The organism is Shewanella sp. S23-S33 (assembly GCF_043359565.1).
Classification (GTDB): domain Bacteria; phylum Pseudomonadota; class Gammaproteobacteria; order Enterobacterales; family Shewanellaceae; genus Shewanella; species Shewanella oncorhynchi.
This window is the reverse complement of sequence record NZ_JBHFFD010000009.1, coordinates 49,783-67,060: the sequence shown is the minus strand read 5'-3', so window position 1 is coordinate 67,060 and position 17,278 is coordinate 49,783. Positions and strand designations below refer to the sequence as shown.

Here is a 17,278-nt window from a genome sequence, read left to right as displayed (position 1 = left end):
TTGCTGGCTTTTTGTTCGATTAGATTTTGCCTTGTCGATAAAGGTTAATCAATGCGTTGCTTGAGGCATCTAAAGCATCGGAATCTTGCTCTGCGCCAATGCGTGCTAACACATCGTTACCGAGATTCTTACCGAGTTCTACACCCCATTGATCGAAGGAGTTGATATCCCAAATAGCACCTTGAACGAAGGTTCTATGTTCATACAAGGCAATTAAAGCGCCTAGGGTACTTGGAGTGAGCTTATCCATAAGTAAGGTGTTACTCGGCTTGTTACCAGGCATGACTTTATGTTGAGCGATCAGCTGCTTCTCTGTGGCGGATAATGTGCTATTAGCAAGTTCGGCTAAAGCTTCATCAAAAGTACGACCTTGCATTAAGGCCTGGGTTTGACCGAAGCAGTTTGACGCTAATTGGTCATGGTGCTCACCGATAGGGTTATGGCTTTGCAGCGGCATAATGAAATCGGCAGGGATCAGTGCGGTACCTTGATGTAATAGCTGGTGGTAGGCATGCTGGCCATTAGTGCCTTCGCCCCCCCAAATGACGGGACCTGTGCTGTAGTCAACATCAGTACCATTTAAGGTGACTGACTTACCGTTACTTTCCATATCGAGCTGCTGGAAGTAAGCGGGTAGGCCTCGCAGATAATGATCGTAGGTTAATACGACATGGGACTGAGCATTAAAGAAGTTTCCGTACCATAGGGAGAGTAATCCCATGATAACCGGCATATTCTCTGTCAGTGGCGCTGTGGCGAAGTGCTCATCCATCTGATGCGCACCCGTGAGTAGAGCCCTGAAGTTATCCATACCGATCAAAAGTGCAATCGGCAAGCCAATCGCTGACCAGAGAGAGTAACGGCCACCAACCCAATCCCACATCGGGAAAATATTGTTTGCATCTATGCCAAAATCTGTCGCTTTTGCCACGTTTGAAGTGACTGCGACAAAGTGTTTTGCCACATCAGACTGCAAACCGCCTTTCGCTAGGAACCAGTCTCTTGCGGTGAGGGTATTGGTTAAGGTTTCCTGTGTCCCGAAAGATTTGGATGACATGATGAACAAGGTCGTTTCAGGATCCAATAACTTCAGCTTCTCACTAATAGAAGTCCCGTCGACGTTTGCCACAAAGTGACAATTTAATTCGGGGTTCCAATAAGGGCGCAACGCTTGAGAGACGATTTTGGGGCCTAGGAAAGAGCCGCCAATACCAATACTTACAATATCGGTTATCGCTTTACCTGTGTAACCTTTCCATTGACCTGACGTCACTGAGTTCACAAACCCTTGCATCTTATCTAGAGTTTGTTGAACTTCAGGAACTATGTCTTGACCCTCGGCAATAATCGATTGTTCTGCAGTACTACGAAGCGCTGTGTGCAGTACGGCGCGCTTCTCTGTGGTGTTAATGATTTCACCTGCAAACATCGCTTTGATTTTTGCTTCAAGTTGGCTATTGCTTGCCAACGCAAATAACAGATCCAGCGTTTCCGCTGTTGCTCTGTTTTTAGAGTAATCCAGTAATAAACCACAGGCTGATAGCGACATTTTATTGAAACGTGCCGCGTCAGTTGCAAACAATTCCCGCATATGCGGAACATTTTTACTGTGTGCTGATAAAGCTTGCCATGTTGAGCTTTGGGTCAAGAGTGTCATTTCACCGTCTCCAGAGTGCTTAGTTCGCGAGCTTAGCCGTGAGCATGACTTCGAGCTTACCTTGGTCTATCGCAAAGTTTCGAATGCCTTCGGCAAGCTTATCAACCGCCATTGGATCTTGGTTAAAGTCCCAACGGAATTGTGCTTCAGTCAATGGGGGTTCTGCAGCGACAGTGGTCGTTGCTGCAACCAGTTTAGGTGTGATGTCAACTTGCGAATTAGCCAGTTCTTCTAATAGAGAAGGGCCAATGGTCAGACGATCGCAACCTGCTAGCTCAATAATTTCACCGATATTACGGAAACTTGCACCCATAACAACAGTGTCAAAACCGTGTTGTTTGTAGTAGTTATAAATTTCAGTCACTGAAATGACACCAGGGTCATTTACGGCATTGTAATCTTTACCTGTATCTTTTTTGTACCAATCAAGTATGCGGCCTACAAAAGGAGAAATGAGATAAGCACCCGCTTCGGCACACGCACGCGCTTGAGCAAAGCTAAATAGTAGGGTTAAGTTGCAGTTGATGCCTTCTTGCTCTAGTTCTTTAGCGGCACAAATGCCTTCCCAAGTTGAAGCAAGTTTGATCAGAATGCGTGATTTATCTACACCCGCTTCTTTATATAGGCGAACCAATTTATGGGCTTTAGCGATTGATTTTTCTTTATCGAATGATAAACGGGCATCAACTTCAGTTGAAATACGGCCAGGAACGAGTTTCAGTATTTCTACGCCGATATTGACCGCTAGTTTGTCGCTGGCATCATCAAGTTGCTGCACGAGATCGGTACTTTGTGATTTTGCCCAGTCGATAGCGTTATCTATAAGGGATTCATATTCAGGAATTTGAGCCGCTTTCAAGATGAGTGATGGATTAGTGGTCGCATCTTCAGGTTGGTAGCGTTTAATCGCTTCGATGTCGCCTGTGTCAGCGACGATAGTGGTATATAACTTGAGTTGCTCTAATGTATTGGCCATGAAAAACATCCTTCTCAGGTAGCAGTTTTAACTCGGAATTCACTGATGACTATTAGAAGCGATTTTGCAAACTTTTCCAACCTTGAATGTAAAAAAATTACAAAAATGACAATTTTATGTCTATTAAGGTATGGCTCGAGCTACGGGCTATCATCTTGGCAGCAGTAGAGGGCGTCGCTTGTCCTAGTGTATACCCCATAAAAACAAAAAGTCGCTGCAAGCAGCGACTTTTTTACTTCAGTAAGAACTATTACTTCAGAACAGGTTGTTTTGTTGTGGTAGTCACGATAGCTTCGATGCGACGGTTCGCAGCGTGAGCTTCTTTTGAATCACCAGCAACCAATGGCTGAGTAACACCGTAACCGTTAGAAGTTACGCGGCTTCCGCTGATACCATATTTCTCTATAAGAATCTTGGCAACGGCGTCAGCACGTTTGTCAGACAATTCCATGTTGTATTCTGGTTTACCTACATTTGAGGCGTGACCTGCGATTTCAACAGTGAAAGCTGGGTTTTTGTTCAAATAGTTAGCTAATCTTTCGATGTCTTTGTAGTAAACATTTTTAACTACAGCAGAATCGTTAGCAAACTGGATTGAACCTACGTCTTCTTTGTTCTTCACGTTTTCATAGATAGTACAGCCAACAGAGTCGACTTTGTGAGTTGCTGGTGTTGCTGGACATTGATCTTTGTCGTCGTAAACGCCATCGTTATCAGAATCAACAGGTGCTGCGGCAACGACTGCAGCGGCGACTGGAGCTACAACAGCAGCAGAACCGAAGCGGTAGCTTAATTCTAAGCCCCAATAGTTGCTATCTGCTTCAACAATATTGTAATCATCGTTTAAGTTTTCATAACGACGATATTTAGCTTGTAATTTTAAGTTGTCAGTGAAGTTGTAACCAACACCGGCACCCATGTATGGAGCAAAGTCATTCGTACTGTATGAACTTGGAGTGCCATTGTTTTGGCTGTTTTCAAGGCTATAGTACATAACACCGGCTTCAGCCGATAAGCTCCAGCGGTTAGCTAATGGCCAAATACCAACTAGTCCAAGTGTAGAACCTTTAACGCCTGCATCATTACTGATAGTACCATCTATCCAATCTGCATTACCTAAATCACGGAAGCCGATTTCAGCACCGAAGTAATCGTTGAACATATAGCCTGCGAAAACATCCCAAGCGTATGGACTGTCTTCACCGTTCTGAGTGGCAACGTGCTCGTAGTTATTAACGCCTAAACCGGCACCAACATACCAAGGTGTAAGTTCCTGAGATGCGCTGGCTGCGAGTGGAAGCAGAGATGTCAGTAATACTACTTTTAATGTGTTCTTCATCATTTTATTTACGTCCATTGATTATGATTCTCCACCAATATGCTTTGCTGGTTTTGTGCAAAACATTGCTAGCACTTAGTGTGGGGATCCTTTGATATTTTAGCCAGCGGTTAATTATCACTTGGTTTGTTAACTTTTTCCAGTATTAAGATCAACCTTTTAAAGGTTGTCATTCTGTAACTGGTGTTTTTAATGCAAAAAAGGCACTCCGAAGAATGCCTTTAAATTATAATCTAATGTTAGTTAGATGTTTCTATTAGCGTGTCCATACCCAATTTTCGATTTCTACTGGGTCTACACCATTCGCTTTAATATAGTTGCGGTGGTCAACTAATCTTTGCAGCATATCAGTGGTGATAGAGACGTGCATAGTTTCATCAATAACGCCCTGTTGGAACAGCTTGTAAGCCATATCAATTACAAGGTGATAGCGAGATGTACCGTTACGAACACCCATATCAAATGGCGTTGTTGTTGAACCTTCTTCTTCGTAGCCTTTAATTCTGAAGCGACGGCTGCCTTTGTAATCAAAAATTAACTTTTTGATTGTATTTGGGTAACCATGGTAGTTGAATACCACGCCTTTATCTTGAGTAAAGATTTCGTCCATTAACCAAGGTTTTTCTTTAAATTTACGGCTACCTAAGCCATCACTGCTTAATTCAGTGACACTAACGAAGCGGATTTTCACTCTTGGAAGGAGTTCTCTGATTAATACTAGAGAAGCCATACATTCTTGAGTGACATAATCACCACAACCTGCCAGCACAATATCGGGATTCTCATCTGAGGCAAAATCCCACACCATTACACCGTCTTTTGTTTGTTTACGCGCTTCTTCCAAGCTTAGCCATTGTGGTAACTCTTTTTTACCTGCAACCAGAATATTGAGTTTGTCACGGTCTGCGAAGGCTCGCTCTGTATAAACCAATGTGCTGTTGGCATCTGCGGGTAAGTAAGCCGAGATTATTTTTGGATGTTTCTCCAGCATAGCCCCAAGGAAAGATGGGTTTTGATGTGAATAGCCATTATGATCTTGGCGCTCAAGTAATGAAGATAATACGACATTACAGGCTGGCAGTGGCTTACGGAAATGCACACCTTGGCTGGCGTAGACATATTTACAGTACTGATCGGCCATCGATGAGATAACTTGTGAGAATGCTTCGTAGGTGGGTAGCATGCCGTGGCGGCCTGTTACTGTGTAACCATGTAGCATGCCAAAAAGTAAGTTTTCAGAAAGCAGTTCAATGACTCGACCTTCACGGGACATATCTTCATCCCAACTCTCAATTGGCCACTGCCATGCACGATCGGTTTCTTCAAATACAGCTTGTAGTTGATTTGAATAGGTTTCGTCAGGGCTAAAGATACGTAGATTACGTTGGTCGCGGTTTAACTTGAATGCATCACGCATCCATTCGCCCATTTTTAACATTGAATAGCCACGTTGACCACGCGGTACTTCTGGGCCATAGCTGAGTTTTTCAAGATCTGGATTGGTTAATGCTCTAACAACTTCTCCGCCATAGGTTAAATGTTGACGGCCACAGGCAAGTTGCTTGGGTGGGATTAATGAACAAATGTCGGCATCAAAAATCAGTTCGCCTTTTTCATTCATTTGATAGAGTTCTTGGAAGTCGTAACTGGCAAGCCAATTATCCAGTGCATCTAAATGGCCCTTATCAGTAGCACATTTATTGACGATTACTTGATGCGATTCGCAGTTACCTTCTAATTTCTTACCTTTATATTCACTGACACCAGTCCAACCTTTGGCTGTACGCATTAAAATGACTGGCCATTTTGGTTTAACTACATCTTCGCCACTGCGTGCTCGACGTTGAATGTCATTGATCATGGTATAAGCGGTATCCATGGCATTTGTCATCTGCACATAGATATCTTCTTCTAATTCGTTATCAACTATGATGGGGAAATAGCCAAGACCACGGAATTCAAGATCCAGTTCTTCATGGCTCATACGTCCCATGCGGGTAGGACCGGAAATCTTATAGCCGTTAATATGCACAATTGGCAATACTGCACCGCTGGTCGCTGGTGAAACTAAGCGGTTTGCATACCAAGATGCGGCTAATGGTCCCGTTTCTGCTTCGCCGTCACCAATTAAGACGGTTGCGATCAGATCTGGATTATCTAATACTGCCCCCCAGCCTACTGAGAGTGAGTAGCCTAATTCGCCACCTTCAAGAATTTGTCCAGGTGCTTCAGGGTTTGCATGTGAAGGATAACCATAAGCGGCAGAAAACTTCTTACAAATATCTTCGATGCCAGTTTCATTGTAGGGAATAGTTTCTGGGTAGAAATGACTTAAAGAGCCTTCAATGAATAAGTTTGCTTGTACAGCGGGAAAACCATGGCCTGGACCGACTAAATAGATAAAAGAGCGGTTATGCTTCACTATCAAGCGGTTAATGTTGGCATAGACAAAGTTAATACCTGGGCAGGTACCCCAATGGCCAAGTAAACGTGGCTTGATATCAGTATGGGCAAGTGGACGTTTATGTAAGACGTTTTGTTTGAGGTAAATTTGCGAGGTCGCAAGAAAGTTTGTCGCTCTGACATACTTTTTCAGAGCATTGATTTCATGTATTTGTGTCATGTTAAGCCTCACTAAAACAAACAAGAGATGATTGAAGTTTCTATGGGGTTACTATATTTGTAGTTTTATTACAAAAATGTGCCCTACATCCAAATTTTAAAAGTTGTTTTTGATGTTAAATGTAATAGCGTAACTTAGAGCTTTTGTTAATCTAGCTTTAACAGTAGCTTAGCTAGTGTTGTAAGGCGTGATGTCAATGACGTTTAACTGTGCAAACGCGAGCTTGATCACATGAGCAATTTCGAATACTGTGCTATTTTGCTGCGTTGAATTCGGTAGCCGTGATGTTGTAAATTCACGGAAGGATAATTTGAAAAAATAAATCTACCGAAATTCTTACCTTTAACTTGGAAGGATTCATTCACCACAGATGTTGTACCTTTAATTGCAATTAGAGGAGCATTTGCTACGGGAAGAAGTAAAATAATATGTTAGAAACCATAGTTAATTTTTTGAATGCGCTACTTTGGGGTAAGTTGTTAGTATATGGACTAGTAGGAGCTGGTCTCTATTTCACCATTAGACTTGCCTTTATTCAGTTAACCCACTTTAAACATTCCATCAAAGTTATGACCATGAGTCGGCAAGGTTGCGATAGCGGTCTTTCTTCATTTCAAGTCTTTTGTACGAGTATGGCAGCCCGTGTCGGTGCTGGTAATATGGCCGGTGTTGCTGTTGCTATTGGTGCAGCGGGTCCAGGTGCAGTATTTTGGATGTGGCTTATCGCTATTTTAGGTATGGCGACTGCTATGGTTGAATCAACCTTAGCGCAGGTTTATAAAGTGCGAGATCATAATGGCCAGTTCCGCGGTGGTCCTTCCTACTACATGGAAAAAGGATTGGGTCAGAAATGGATGGGCATTTTATTTGCTGTCTTTTTGATCATTGCTTTTGGTTTAGTATTCAATGCAGTACAAGCTAACACTATTACCGGTGCCATGGAGCGAGTATTTGGTTTTAATCCAACCTATGTAGGGATTGGGCTAGTGATTGCCAGTGGATTTGTGATTGTCGGTGGTCTACGTAAAGTCGCGCGAGTATCTGAATTTCTTGTCCCCATTATGGCCTTAGCCTACATTCTTGTAGCCTTCATTATCGTTATTTTCAACCTAGAACAATTACCTGCGATTATTAGCTTAATTGTGAAAAGTGCTTTTGGTTGGCAAGAGGCTGCCGCTGGCGGCGTGGCTTATACTGTCGCGCAGGCAATGCAAGCGGGTATTGCTCGTGGACTTTTCTCGAACGAAGCGGGTATGGGCAGTGCGGCGAATGTCGCGGCAAGTGCATCGCCTAACCCTAATCATCCAGCATCCCAAGGTTTTGTGCAGATGATGGGTGTGTTTGCGGATACTATCGTTATCTGTACTGCAACGGCTGCGATAATCCTGCTATCAGGGGATATTGGCTCGAGTGATGATGGGATTCGATTAACCATTAATGCCATGTCTGCACATGTTGGCGACTGGGGTGGCGCATTTATTGCGGTGGCTATTTTCTTATTCTGCTTTACATCCATCATAGCCAATTACTCATACGCTGAAACAAATGTGATGTATTTAATGGGAAATAGTACCAAAGCACTGCCTTTATTCCGTTTGTGTGTGCTTGGCATGGTCATGTTTGGTGCCGTCGCTAAGATAAGTTTAGTGTGGAACTTGGCTGACGTTTCGATGGGGTTGATGGCGACGGTAAACATTGTTGCTCTATTACTATTATCGGGTCTGGCAATTCGCGTTATCAATGATTATCGTGAACAGATCAACGCGGGTAAGACTCCAGAATTCGATCGTAGTAAATTTCCTGAGTTGATGGATCAGCTTGATGATGATATTTGGCAAGATACCAGTCTTGTGCCGGCTAAAAAGCTTTAATTAGCCTAGCGCATCGACAATAGCCATTACTGATTGTTGTAATCGAAAAGACCACGCTGTTAAAGCGTGGTTTTTTTATGCTCGTTCAGTATCATAGGCATGTATTTTTGTTTCTGTTGGGAGTTTTTGATGTTGATATTGGTTTCGCCGGCGAAGACCTTAGATTTTGAACAGCCGCCACTGACGCAGGTGTATTCACAACCTGATTTTTTAACTTATAGTCAGGAGTTGATCCAAGTGTGTCGGCAATTGACCCCTACAGACATCGCCACTTTAATGAAAGTGAGCGATAAAATTGCGGGTTTAAATGCGGCACGTTTTGGGGAGTGGCGGCCAGATTTTAGTTTAGATAATGCAAAACAGGCCATTTTTGCTTTTAGAGGCGATGTGTATACTGGCTTTGATGCTGATACATTGTCTGAAGATGAAATTGCTCGAACTCAGTCACAATTACGTATTTTATCTGGACTTTACGGTTTGCTCAGACCGCTGGATTTAATTATGCCTTATCGTTTAGAAATGGGCACGGCACTTTCTAATCCTAAAGGTAAAAACCTATATGAGTTTTGGGGAGAGACGTTAACTCAAGCGGTAAATGAAACGCTTGCTGAAACGAGTAGTGATATTATTGTCAATCTTGCATCTAATGAATATTTCAAAGCAATAAAGCCTAAAAAACTTCAAGGGCAATTAATTTCACCCATATTTAAAGATTGTAAAAATGGTCAATATAAAGTGATCAGTTTTTTTGCTAAGCGTGCTAGAGGCATGATGGCGAGATATCTCATTACGCATCAAATTAACACTTTAGATGAATTAAAAGCATTTAATGTTGCTGGTTATTATTATAGTGAAGAGCAGAGTTCCCCAACAAATCCAACATTTTTACGTGAAGAGCAATAGCGAAATATCGATAAGATGTTAATTGATAGAGAACAGCTAATGCTGTTCTCTATATCATTGATGGCCTATTTTTCAGATTGGGTGGCTAAAGGCGTTAATGTCACCGTTGAATTTGCCATGATATAAGTAAATTGTGCGTAGGCGGCGACGTTTTGAGCCAATGCGGCAGGGTCGATTTTATCTAAGGTATCATTCGGTGTGTGATGGTAATCGAAATAATCGTGGCCATCTTGCCTCAAGGATGCAACTGGAACACCTAAGGCAGGGAGCATAGACACGTCTGGCCCGCCTGAAGCTTGGTTATTGCCCAGTGCAACGCCATTGAATGACATAGGGCTGAGCGCTTGCTGTACTTCTGTGAATATGTTCTCATTCACTTTAGTGTCGATTTGATAAATTCTACCGGCCCCAAAATCAGACTCTGCAGCTATGTAGTGCAGCGGTAATTCCGCTTTATGAGCCTCTGCATACGCTTTACCGCCAACGAGCCCAACTTCTTCAGCGGCATATAGCACGACTCTAACTGTGCGAGCGGGTTTTATCACGAGATCTTGAATATGCTTGGCTGCAGCCGTCACAATGGCGACACCAGCGCCATCATCAATCGCGCCAGTACCTTCATCCCAGGAATCTAAATGAGCACCAATGAGCACTATTTCATTGGGCTTACTACTGCCCGTTACTTCGGCAATGACATTGTAAGAAGTATTAAAACCTAAGTTTTTTGGCGACATATGCAATTCGAGCAGGGCATTAGGATCGCGTTTTAGCAATGCACCAACCAAATCAGCATCGGGATTTGACATGGCAGCCGCGGGGATCTTAGGCACGCCATCTTGGTAGCGCATGATGCCAGTATGGGCCATGCGGTCATGATCTGTGCCAATAGAGCGGATCACGATAGCAACTGCGCCTTTTTGTGCTGCAGCGACTGCCCCTTTCGAGCGGCCACCAACGCTTTTACCATAACCTTCACCAGTGATATGGCGCTCTGTTTTTTGGTCAATAAAAACAATCTTACCTTGCACCTCTTCAGGCTTGGCTTGTTGTAATGCCTCTAGGCTATCAAAGCGCGCGATTTTAGCTTGTATACCTCCAGCAGGAGTCGCAATACTGCCACCAAGCGCAGTAATGACCAACGGCTGTTCTACAGGGACGGTGATTTTGGCTTTGGCTTCACCGCGCTCCCAAATTGGCACTTGTACGGCTTCTTTATAAACACGGTCAAAACCAAGGCTGGTCAGTTTATTTATCGCCCAATTAACGGCGAGGATATCTTTTGGGCTTCCAGCAAGTCTTGGACCCACTTCAACCGTGAGTGACTCGACTAAGTCATAGCTTAATTGCGAAGATAATGCTGCCTGTTGTAATTGAATGACTTCACTAGGGGCAGTTTCTACTTGAGTTTGGCACGCACTTAAACTCCCGATTAAAAGACTCGAGAGAAGTGTAGTTTGATAGGGCTTCATTAGATTTCCTTTATTTTTATTAAGCATGTCCCATTTTTAAAAACAATCTAGCAAAAAGTGTGCTTTATGTCCCGACTATATCCGTAAGGCGACGCTATATTAGCGCAGGGGTTAGTTTTAGGAGAGAAAGTGCGTAATGAATATTGAATTAATGCAGGAGCGAGCCGATCATGCCGTAGTGCTATTAAAGGCACTCGCGAACGAACGCCGTTTATTTATTCTTTGTTATTTATTGAATGAAGGAGAAATGTGCGTTGGCGAAATGAATAAAAAATTAGGCTTAAGTCAATCGGCACTATCACAACATCTTGCTTGGTTACGCAAAGATAATTTAGTAACCACACGCAAAGAAGCGCAAACGGTATTTTATTCACTCAAGAGTGATGAAGTACGGGAGATGATTCACTTATTGAACAACATTTATTGTCATTAATAGTGTTTTTCAGATATAAAAAAACCGGCAATTGCCGGTTTTTTTCATTTGCTATGTTATAGATTAAGCAGCGATTGCTTTGATCTTAGCGTTCAAACGTGCCTTTTGACGAGCGGCTTTATTCTTGTGAATAAGACCTTTAGTCGCCATACGGTCAACGATTGGTTGTGCAACAGCAAAAGCTTCTGTTGCTGTTTTGTGATCGCCTGCTTTAATTGCAGCGATTACTTTTTTAACGTATGTACGTAACATTGAGCGACGGCTGGCGTTATGCTGACGACGCTTTTCAGATTGAAGCGCGCGCTTCTTTGCAGACTTGCTATTAGCCAAGGTGCAACTCCTAAAAACTGGATTTGATACTTTTAAAGGCCGAGGAATATGCCTGCATTTAGTCACTTTGTCAATGACTATGATTGAATATTCATCATAAAGATAAATTAATCCAACCTGCCTTGGCTATCTTCGACCCAACTCGTGTAATATGTGGCGCAATTCTAGCAGCTATTACCGCAGTGTGACAGAGCCTGAATCGATTTTTTGAGATGTATCACCTAATCAATTCGATATGGGTCTGGGGGACGTTTGAGTAGAAAATTATTAAAATCTGGCCTGATTGTTAGTGCTATGACATTGATATCCCGAGTTTTAGGTCTAGTTAGGGATGTGGTTGTTGCTAATTTGATGGGCGCAGGGACAAGTGCTGATGTGTTTTTCTTTGCAAATAAAATTCCTAATTTTTTACGCCGTTTGTTTGCTGAAGGGGCTTTTGCACAGGCGTTTGTACCTGTTTTAACTGAGTACCAAGAGAAACATACCGCAGAAGAGACTCGTGATTTATTGAGTAAAGTTGCGGGCACATTAGGTTTGTTAGTGACAATAGTGACCCTTTTGGGGGTGGTTGCATCACCTGTGTTGTCAGCTTTATTCGGTGGTGGTTGGTTTATCGCTTGGCTTAACAACGAGCCAGATGGTGCTAAATTTGAACTCGCTACCGTTGTGCTTAAAATTACTTTTCCTTATCTGTGGTTTATCACATTTACGGCATTAGCTGGCTCAATTTTAAATACCCGAGGCCGTTTTGCGGTATCGGCTTTTACACCCGTATTTCTCAATGTGGCAATTATTGCGGCGGCTATTTTCTATGCGCCTACATCGACCCAGCCTGAGATTACCTTGGCTTGGGGCGTTTTTTGTGGTGGTTTGATTCAGTTCCTATTTCAAATTCCCTTTTTATTGCGTGAAAATGCGCTCGTCAAGCCTTCTTGGGGCTGGCATCACCCGGGCGTGGTGAAAATCAGAACTTTGATGATCCCAGCATTGTTTGGCGTGTCTGTCTCACAGATTAACCTGCTATTTGATACATTTATCGCCAGTTTTTTGATGACGGGTTCAATAAGTTGGCTCTATTATGCCGACCGTTTACTCGAATTTCCCTTAGGATTGTTTGGGATCGCGATTGCTACTGTAATTTTACCTGCGCTGTCACGAAATCATGTGAATGACGAAGGTGCGGGCTTTGGCAAGACGATGGATTGGGGGATTAAAGCGATTCTACTGCTAGGTCTACCGGCTATGATGGGGTTGATCGTGCTCGCAAAGCCCATGCTGATGGTATTATTTATGCGCGGCGCTTTTTCATTGCATGATGTTGAAATGGCTTCCTATAGTTTGATGGCTTATGGTAGTGGTTTGCTTAGCTTTATGCTGATTAAGGTGCTTGCTCCTGGCTATTACTCTCGTCAAGATACCAAAACACCTGTGCGTTATGGCATTATTGCCATGATCACAAACATGGGCTTTAACTTACTGTTTGCTATTCCTTTTGGGTATGTTGGACTGGCGATTGCGACTTCGATGTCAGCATTACTTAACGCCACGTTACTATACCGAGGCTTGCATTTAGCTGGCGTTTATCGTGTTTCTAGGCCGACTATGGTGTTTTTTGCTAAAGCCGTGGTCTCTACAGCCTTGATGGTGGTAGTCTTGTATTACTTTTTGCCTTCACAACAAATTTGGTTAGATTGGCATTTGTTCGATCGTGCGAAAGCCTTGATAGGCTTAATTTTAGTTGGGGCAGTCAGTTACTTATTGTGTCTGCTTTTGCTCGGAATTCGTCCTTGGTCAATTAAACGGGGAGCTTGATTGCTGATTCTCATCGCTAGCTGTTATATAATCAGCCGATTTGCGCTTGGCAGTTGTCTAACGTTATGGAATTAATCCGCGGTATACATAACATTTTGTCATCCCACCACGGGTGTGTATTGACTATAGGTAATTTTGACGGCGTCCATCGTGGTCATGCACAGGTGATTGCGAACTTAGTGCAGAAGGCGAAGCAGTTATCGCTGCCATCGACATTAATGACGTTTGAACCTCAGCCGCAAGAATTGTTTAGCGGTGACAACGCGCCGGCTCGTTTAAGTTTATTACGTGATAAAGTCATTTTACTCGATGAACTCGGGGTTGAGCGGTTAGTGTGTGTTAACTTTAATCGCACTTTTGCTAATCAACCTGCAGAGCATTTTATTGAAGAATTGTTGGTCCGCAAACTGGGTGTCAAATACCTCGTCGTCGGTGATGATTTTTGTTTTGGTCAAGGCCGTAAAGGCAATTTTGAAATGCTAGTGCAGGCGGGTATCCAATATGGCTTTACTGTGGTCAGCACTCAAAGTTTTATGCTGGGCTCGCAAAGAGTGAGCTCGACTGCTGTGCGTGAACAATTGGCGAAGGGCAATCTTGAACAGGCGAGACGCCTATTAGGACATCCTTTTACCTTGAGTGGCCGTGTAGCGCATGGGCAAAAAATTGGCCGCACAATTGGTTTTCCCACCGCTAATATCGCCTTAAAGCGCAATGTTGTGCCGGTACGCGGTGTGTTTGCGGTTAAATGTTATTGGGATAACAGCGATATTTATGAGGGTGTCGCCAATATTGGGTTTCGCCCGACAGTGAACGGTCAAGTGTGTCAGCTTGAGGTGCATCTTTTTGATTTTGAAGGTGACATTTACGGCAAACATGTTGAAGTCGAGTTGGTAGCTAAACTCCGAGATGAGCAACCTTTTGACTCATTGGATGCGCTAAAAAAACAGATTTTAAATGATGCAAATGAAGCCAGAGCTTTATTTGGTAATGATGCAGGCTGAAATTTATCAGTTTAATTAACGGTATAGGATCAATGAGCGACTATAAATTTACTTTGAATTTGCCGGAAACAGAGTTTCCGATGCGTGGTAATTTGGCAAATCGCGAGCCAGAGATGTTAGAGCGCTGGACAAAAGACGGTTTGTATCAACAGATCCGTGATAGCCGAATTGGCCGTACTCCCTTCATTTTGCATGACGGCCCACCGTATGCGAATGGCAGTATTCATATTGGTCACTCAGTTAATAAAATCCTCAAGGACATTATTGTTAAGTCAAAAACCATGTCTGGTTTTGACGCGCCTTATGTACCAGGTTGGGATTGCCATGGTTTGCCTATTGAGCTGAAAGTTGAGCAAAAAGTGGGTAAGCCAGGTCAAAAAATCTCTGCAGCAGAATTCCGTGAAGAATGCCGTAAATACGCTGCAGAGCAAGTTAACGGCCAACGTGAAGACTTTATCCGTTTAGGTGTGTTGGGTGATTGGCAAAATCCGTACTTAACAATGGATTTTTCGACGGAAGCTAATATTGTTCGTTCTTTATCGAAAGTGATTGAGAGTGGTCACTTGCATAAAGGCGTCAAACCTGTGCATTGGTGTACCGACTGTGGTTCAGCGTTAGCCGAAGCCGAAGTCGAATATGAAGATAAGACATCACCCGCAATCGATGTGGCGTTTGTCGCCGCTGACAGTAAAGCCGTTGCGGCTAAGTTTGGGGTAAGCGATTACTCACATCCTGTCTCTATGGTAATTTGGACGACCACGCCATGGACGCTACCAGCGAACCGCGCCTTGTCTTTGAGTCCTGAGCTGGATTACAGCTTAGTCGAATTCGAAAAAGACGGTGTGACGCAAGCGCTTATTTTAGCTGAAGTCTTGGTTGAATCTTGCCTGACTCGCTATAACATCGAAAGCCATACTGTGCTTGGTACAACCAAAGGCGCCGCGCTTGAGCTTGTCCGCTTTAATCACCCGTTCTTGGATTTTGATGTGCCTGCAATTTTAGGTGATCACGTCACTACTGATGCGGGTACCGGTATCGTTCATACTGCCCCAGGTCACGGTCAAGACGACTTTGTTGTTGGTCAAAAGTACGGCTTAGAAGTCGCAAACCCTGTTGGCGACAACGGTGTATACAAGCCTGATACTGAGTATTTTGCTGGGCAACATGTTTTTAAAGCTAACGATAACGTCGTAGCTTTGCTGAGAGAAAAAGGTGCCTTGCTGAATCACGTGGCTTACCGTCACAGCTACCCACATTGCTGGCGCCACAAAACACCGATCATCTTCCGTGCGACACCGCAGTGGTTCATATCTATGGATAACCACGGCCTACGCACGCAAGCATTGAAAGAAATCGAACAAACCCAATGGATCCCTGATTGGGGTCAAAGTCGTATCGAAAAAATGGTTGAAAACCGCCCTGACTGGTGTATCTCACGCCAACGTACTTGGGGTGTGCCTATCACGCTGTTTGTGAACCGAGAAACCGAAGAGTTACACCCTGATAGCGTGTCGCTGATGGAACGCGTGGCGAATCGTATCGAACAGCAGGGTATCCAAGCTTGGTGGGATCTTGATACCGCAGAATTGCTGGGTGATGAAGCGGAACAATACCGTAAAGTCACTGATACTTTGGACGTTTGGTATGACTCTGGCTCAACCTTCTCATCAGTGGTAGCCGCACGTCCTGAATTCCACGGACACGGGGTTGACTTGTATCTTGAAGGTAGCGATCAACATCGCGGTTGGTTTATGTCATCTTTGATGATTTCAACCGCAATGAATGGCAAAGCACCGTATAAGCAAGTGCTTACCCACGGTTTTACCGTTGATGGTAAAGGCCGTAAGATGTCAAAATCTATTGGTAACGTGATTGCACCACAAACGGTAACCAACAAATTAGGCGCCGACATTCTGCGTTTATGGGTTGCGGCAACAGATTACAGCGGTGAGATGACGGTTTCAGACGAAATCTTAAATCGCAGTGCCGATGCCTATCGTCGTATTCGCAACACTGCGCGTTTCTTATTAGCCAACTTAAACGGTTTCGAGCCCGCTAAGGATTTAGTGGCCGTTGAAGATATGGTGGCGTTAGATCGTTGGGTTGTTCGCCGTGCCGCTGCGCTACAACAGGAAATCATCGAAGCCTATGATCAATATAACTTCCATATAGTGACTCAAAAACTGATGCAGTTCTGCTCGGTTGAGTTAGGCAGTTTCTATTTGGATATCATTAAAGATCGCCAATATACGGCTAAGCAAGAAGGCCATGCACGCCGTAGTTGTCAATCGGCGCTGTATCTGATCTCTGAGGCCATGGTGCGTTGGATTGCGCCAATTCTAAGCTTCACTGCTGACGAAGTATGGCAATTACTGCCTGGCGAGCGTGATGCTTATGTCTTTACCCAAGAATGGTATCAAGGCTTGAAATCAGTCACCTTAGCGACTGATTTGAGCGATGACTATTGGCAGCAGTTGCTAACCGTGCGTAATGAAGTCAACAAAGTGATTGAACAAGCTCGCCGCGACAAACGTATCGGTGGCTCATTAGAAGCTGAAGTGACCTTGTTTGCGGATGCTACCTTGACTGAGCAATTAACCCATATCGGCGATGAGCTGAGATTTGTGTTGTTGACTTCTGAAGCCAAAGTATTGCCTTTAGCCGATGCGACATTGGAAGCGGTTGAGACTGAGTTGGCATCATTGAAATTAGTGGTTGCTTCAAGCACTGCCGAAAAGTGTGAGCGTTGTTGGCACCACAGAGAAGAGGTTGGTACTATTGAGGCTCACCCAACACTTTGTACTCGCTGCGTAACCAATATTGAAGGTGACGGCGAAGTTCGTCAGTTTGCGTAAAGGATCTGT

12 protein-coding genes are annotated in these 17,278 nt (G+C 43.8%); 6 read left to right on the top strand and 6 right to left on the bottom strand.

The features are described from left to right. Positions 1–19 precede the first annotated feature (19 nt). From pgi to ACHA99_RS01845, 4 genes are all read right to left on the bottom strand, one after another. Positions 20–1,657 (bottom strand): glucose-6-phosphate isomerase, encoded by a 1,638-nt coding sequence (gene pgi, locus ACHA99_RS01860; protein WP_330147357.1) that lies wholly within the window; start codon positions 1,655–1,657, stop codon positions 20–22. 19 nt (positions 1,658–1,676) lie between these two features. Beyond that, positions 1,677–2,633, bottom strand: coding sequence for a transaldolase (gene tal, locus ACHA99_RS01855; RefSeq protein WP_028760931.1), 957 nt, complete (start codon positions 2,631–2,633; stop codon positions 1,677–1,679). A 250-nt stretch (positions 2,634–2,883) separates the two neighbouring features. Continuing rightward, a complete protein-coding gene (locus ACHA99_RS01850) occupies positions 2,884–3,975 on the bottom strand; it encodes an OmpA family protein (RefSeq protein ID WP_393940713.1) in 1,092 nt (363 codons plus the stop codon). 253 nt (positions 3,976–4,228) lie between these two features. Then, positions 4,229–6,595, bottom strand: a complete 2,367-nt coding sequence (locus tag ACHA99_RS01845; protein ID WP_105249944.1) for a phosphoketolase family protein — start codon at positions 6,593–6,595, stop codon at positions 4,229–4,231. A 428-nt stretch (positions 6,596–7,023) separates the two neighbouring features. On the opposite strand from ACHA99_RS01845, the gene ACHA99_RS01840 reads away from it, so the two are divergent. Continuing rightward, complete coding sequence (locus ACHA99_RS01840; protein ID WP_113941318.1) at positions 7,024–8,466, top strand: sodium:alanine symporter family protein; 1,443 nt, start codon at positions 7,024–7,026, stop codon at positions 8,464–8,466. A gap of 129 nt (positions 8,467–8,595) precedes the next feature. Beyond that, entirely contained in the window at positions 8,596–9,369 is a 774-nt protein-coding gene (yaaA, locus tag ACHA99_RS01835; protein WP_113941317.1) for a peroxide stress protein YaaA, read from the top strand. Between the two features lie 65 nt (positions 9,370–9,434). Here yaaA and ACHA99_RS01830 read toward each other — a convergent pair whose 3' ends face one another. Next, positions 9,435–10,838 carry a M28 family metallopeptidase gene (locus tag ACHA99_RS01830; RefSeq protein ID WP_393940710.1) on the bottom strand — a complete coding sequence of 468 codons (1,404 nt, stop codon included), beginning with the start codon at positions 10,836–10,838 and terminating at the stop codon, positions 9,435–9,437. Between the two features lie 136 nt (positions 10,839–10,974). Between ACHA99_RS01830 and ACHA99_RS01825 the strand changes: the two genes are divergently transcribed. Continuing rightward, positions 10,975–11,271 (top strand): metalloregulator ArsR/SmtB family transcription factor, encoded by a 297-nt coding sequence (locus tag ACHA99_RS01825; protein WP_006084975.1) that lies wholly within the window; start codon positions 10,975–10,977, stop codon positions 11,269–11,271. 63 nt (positions 11,272–11,334) lie between these two features. On the opposite strand, the gene rpsT is transcribed toward ACHA99_RS01825, so the two are convergent. Then, positions 11,335–11,601, bottom strand: coding sequence for a 30S ribosomal protein S20 (gene rpsT, locus ACHA99_RS01820; RefSeq protein ID WP_011790375.1), 267 nt, complete (start codon positions 11,599–11,601; stop codon positions 11,335–11,337). 252 nt (positions 11,602–11,853) lie between these two features. On the opposite strand from rpsT, the gene murJ reads away from it, so the two are divergent. The 3 genes from murJ to ileS all read left to right on the top strand — a co-directional run bounded on the left by murJ (position 11,854) and on the right by ileS (position 17,269). Beyond that, on the top strand, positions 11,854–13,413 hold the full coding sequence (gene murJ / locus ACHA99_RS01815; protein ID WP_105249941.1) for a murein biosynthesis integral membrane protein MurJ: 1,560 nt from the start codon (positions 11,854–11,856) through the stop codon (positions 13,411–13,413). A gap of 65 nt (positions 13,414–13,478) precedes the next feature. Then, complete coding sequence (gene ribF, locus ACHA99_RS01810; protein ID WP_105249940.1) at positions 13,479–14,414, top strand: bifunctional riboflavin kinase/FAD synthetase; 936 nt, start codon at positions 13,479–13,481, stop codon at positions 14,412–14,414. A gap of 32 nt (positions 14,415–14,446) precedes the next feature. After that, positions 14,447–17,269, top strand: coding sequence for an isoleucine--tRNA ligase (ileS, locus tag ACHA99_RS01805; RefSeq protein WP_393940704.1), 2,823 nt, complete (start codon positions 14,447–14,449; stop codon positions 17,267–17,269). Positions 17,270–17,278: the final 9 nt, after the last annotated feature.

Coding starts and splice junctions, on each gene's coding strand:
- ACHA99_RS01840 (WP_113941318.1), top strand. CDS start 7,024: ATGTTAGAAACCATAGTTAATTTTTTGAATGCGCTACTTTGGGGTAAG.
- ACHA99_RS01850 (WP_393940713.1), bottom strand. CDS start 3,975: ATGATGAAGAACACATTAAAAGTAGTATTACTGACATCTCTGCTTCCA.
- ribF (WP_105249940.1), top strand. CDS start 13,479: ATGGAATTAATCCGCGGTATACATAACATTTTGTCATCCCACCACGGG.
- ACHA99_RS01825 (WP_006084975.1), top strand. CDS start 10,975: ATGAATATTGAATTAATGCAGGAGCGAGCCGATCATGCCGTAGTGCTA.
- ACHA99_RS01845 (WP_105249944.1), bottom strand. CDS start 6,595: ATGACACAAATACATGAAATCAATGCTCTGAAAAAGTATGTCAGAGCG.
- pgi (WP_330147357.1), bottom strand. CDS start 1,657: ATGACACTCTTGACCCAAAGCTCAACATGGCAAGCTTTATCAGCACAC.
- tal (WP_028760931.1), bottom strand. CDS start 2,633: ATGGCCAATACATTAGAGCAACTCAAGTTATATACCACTATCGTCGCT.
- yaaA (WP_113941317.1), top strand. CDS start 8,596: ATGTTGATATTGGTTTCGCCGGCGAAGACCTTAGATTTTGAACAGCCG.
- ACHA99_RS01830 (WP_393940710.1), bottom strand. CDS start 10,838: ATGAAGCCCTATCAAACTACACTTCTCTCGAGTCTTTTAATCGGGAGT.
- ileS (WP_393940704.1), top strand. CDS start 14,447: ATGAGCGACTATAAATTTACTTTGAATTTGCCGGAAACAGAGTTTCCG.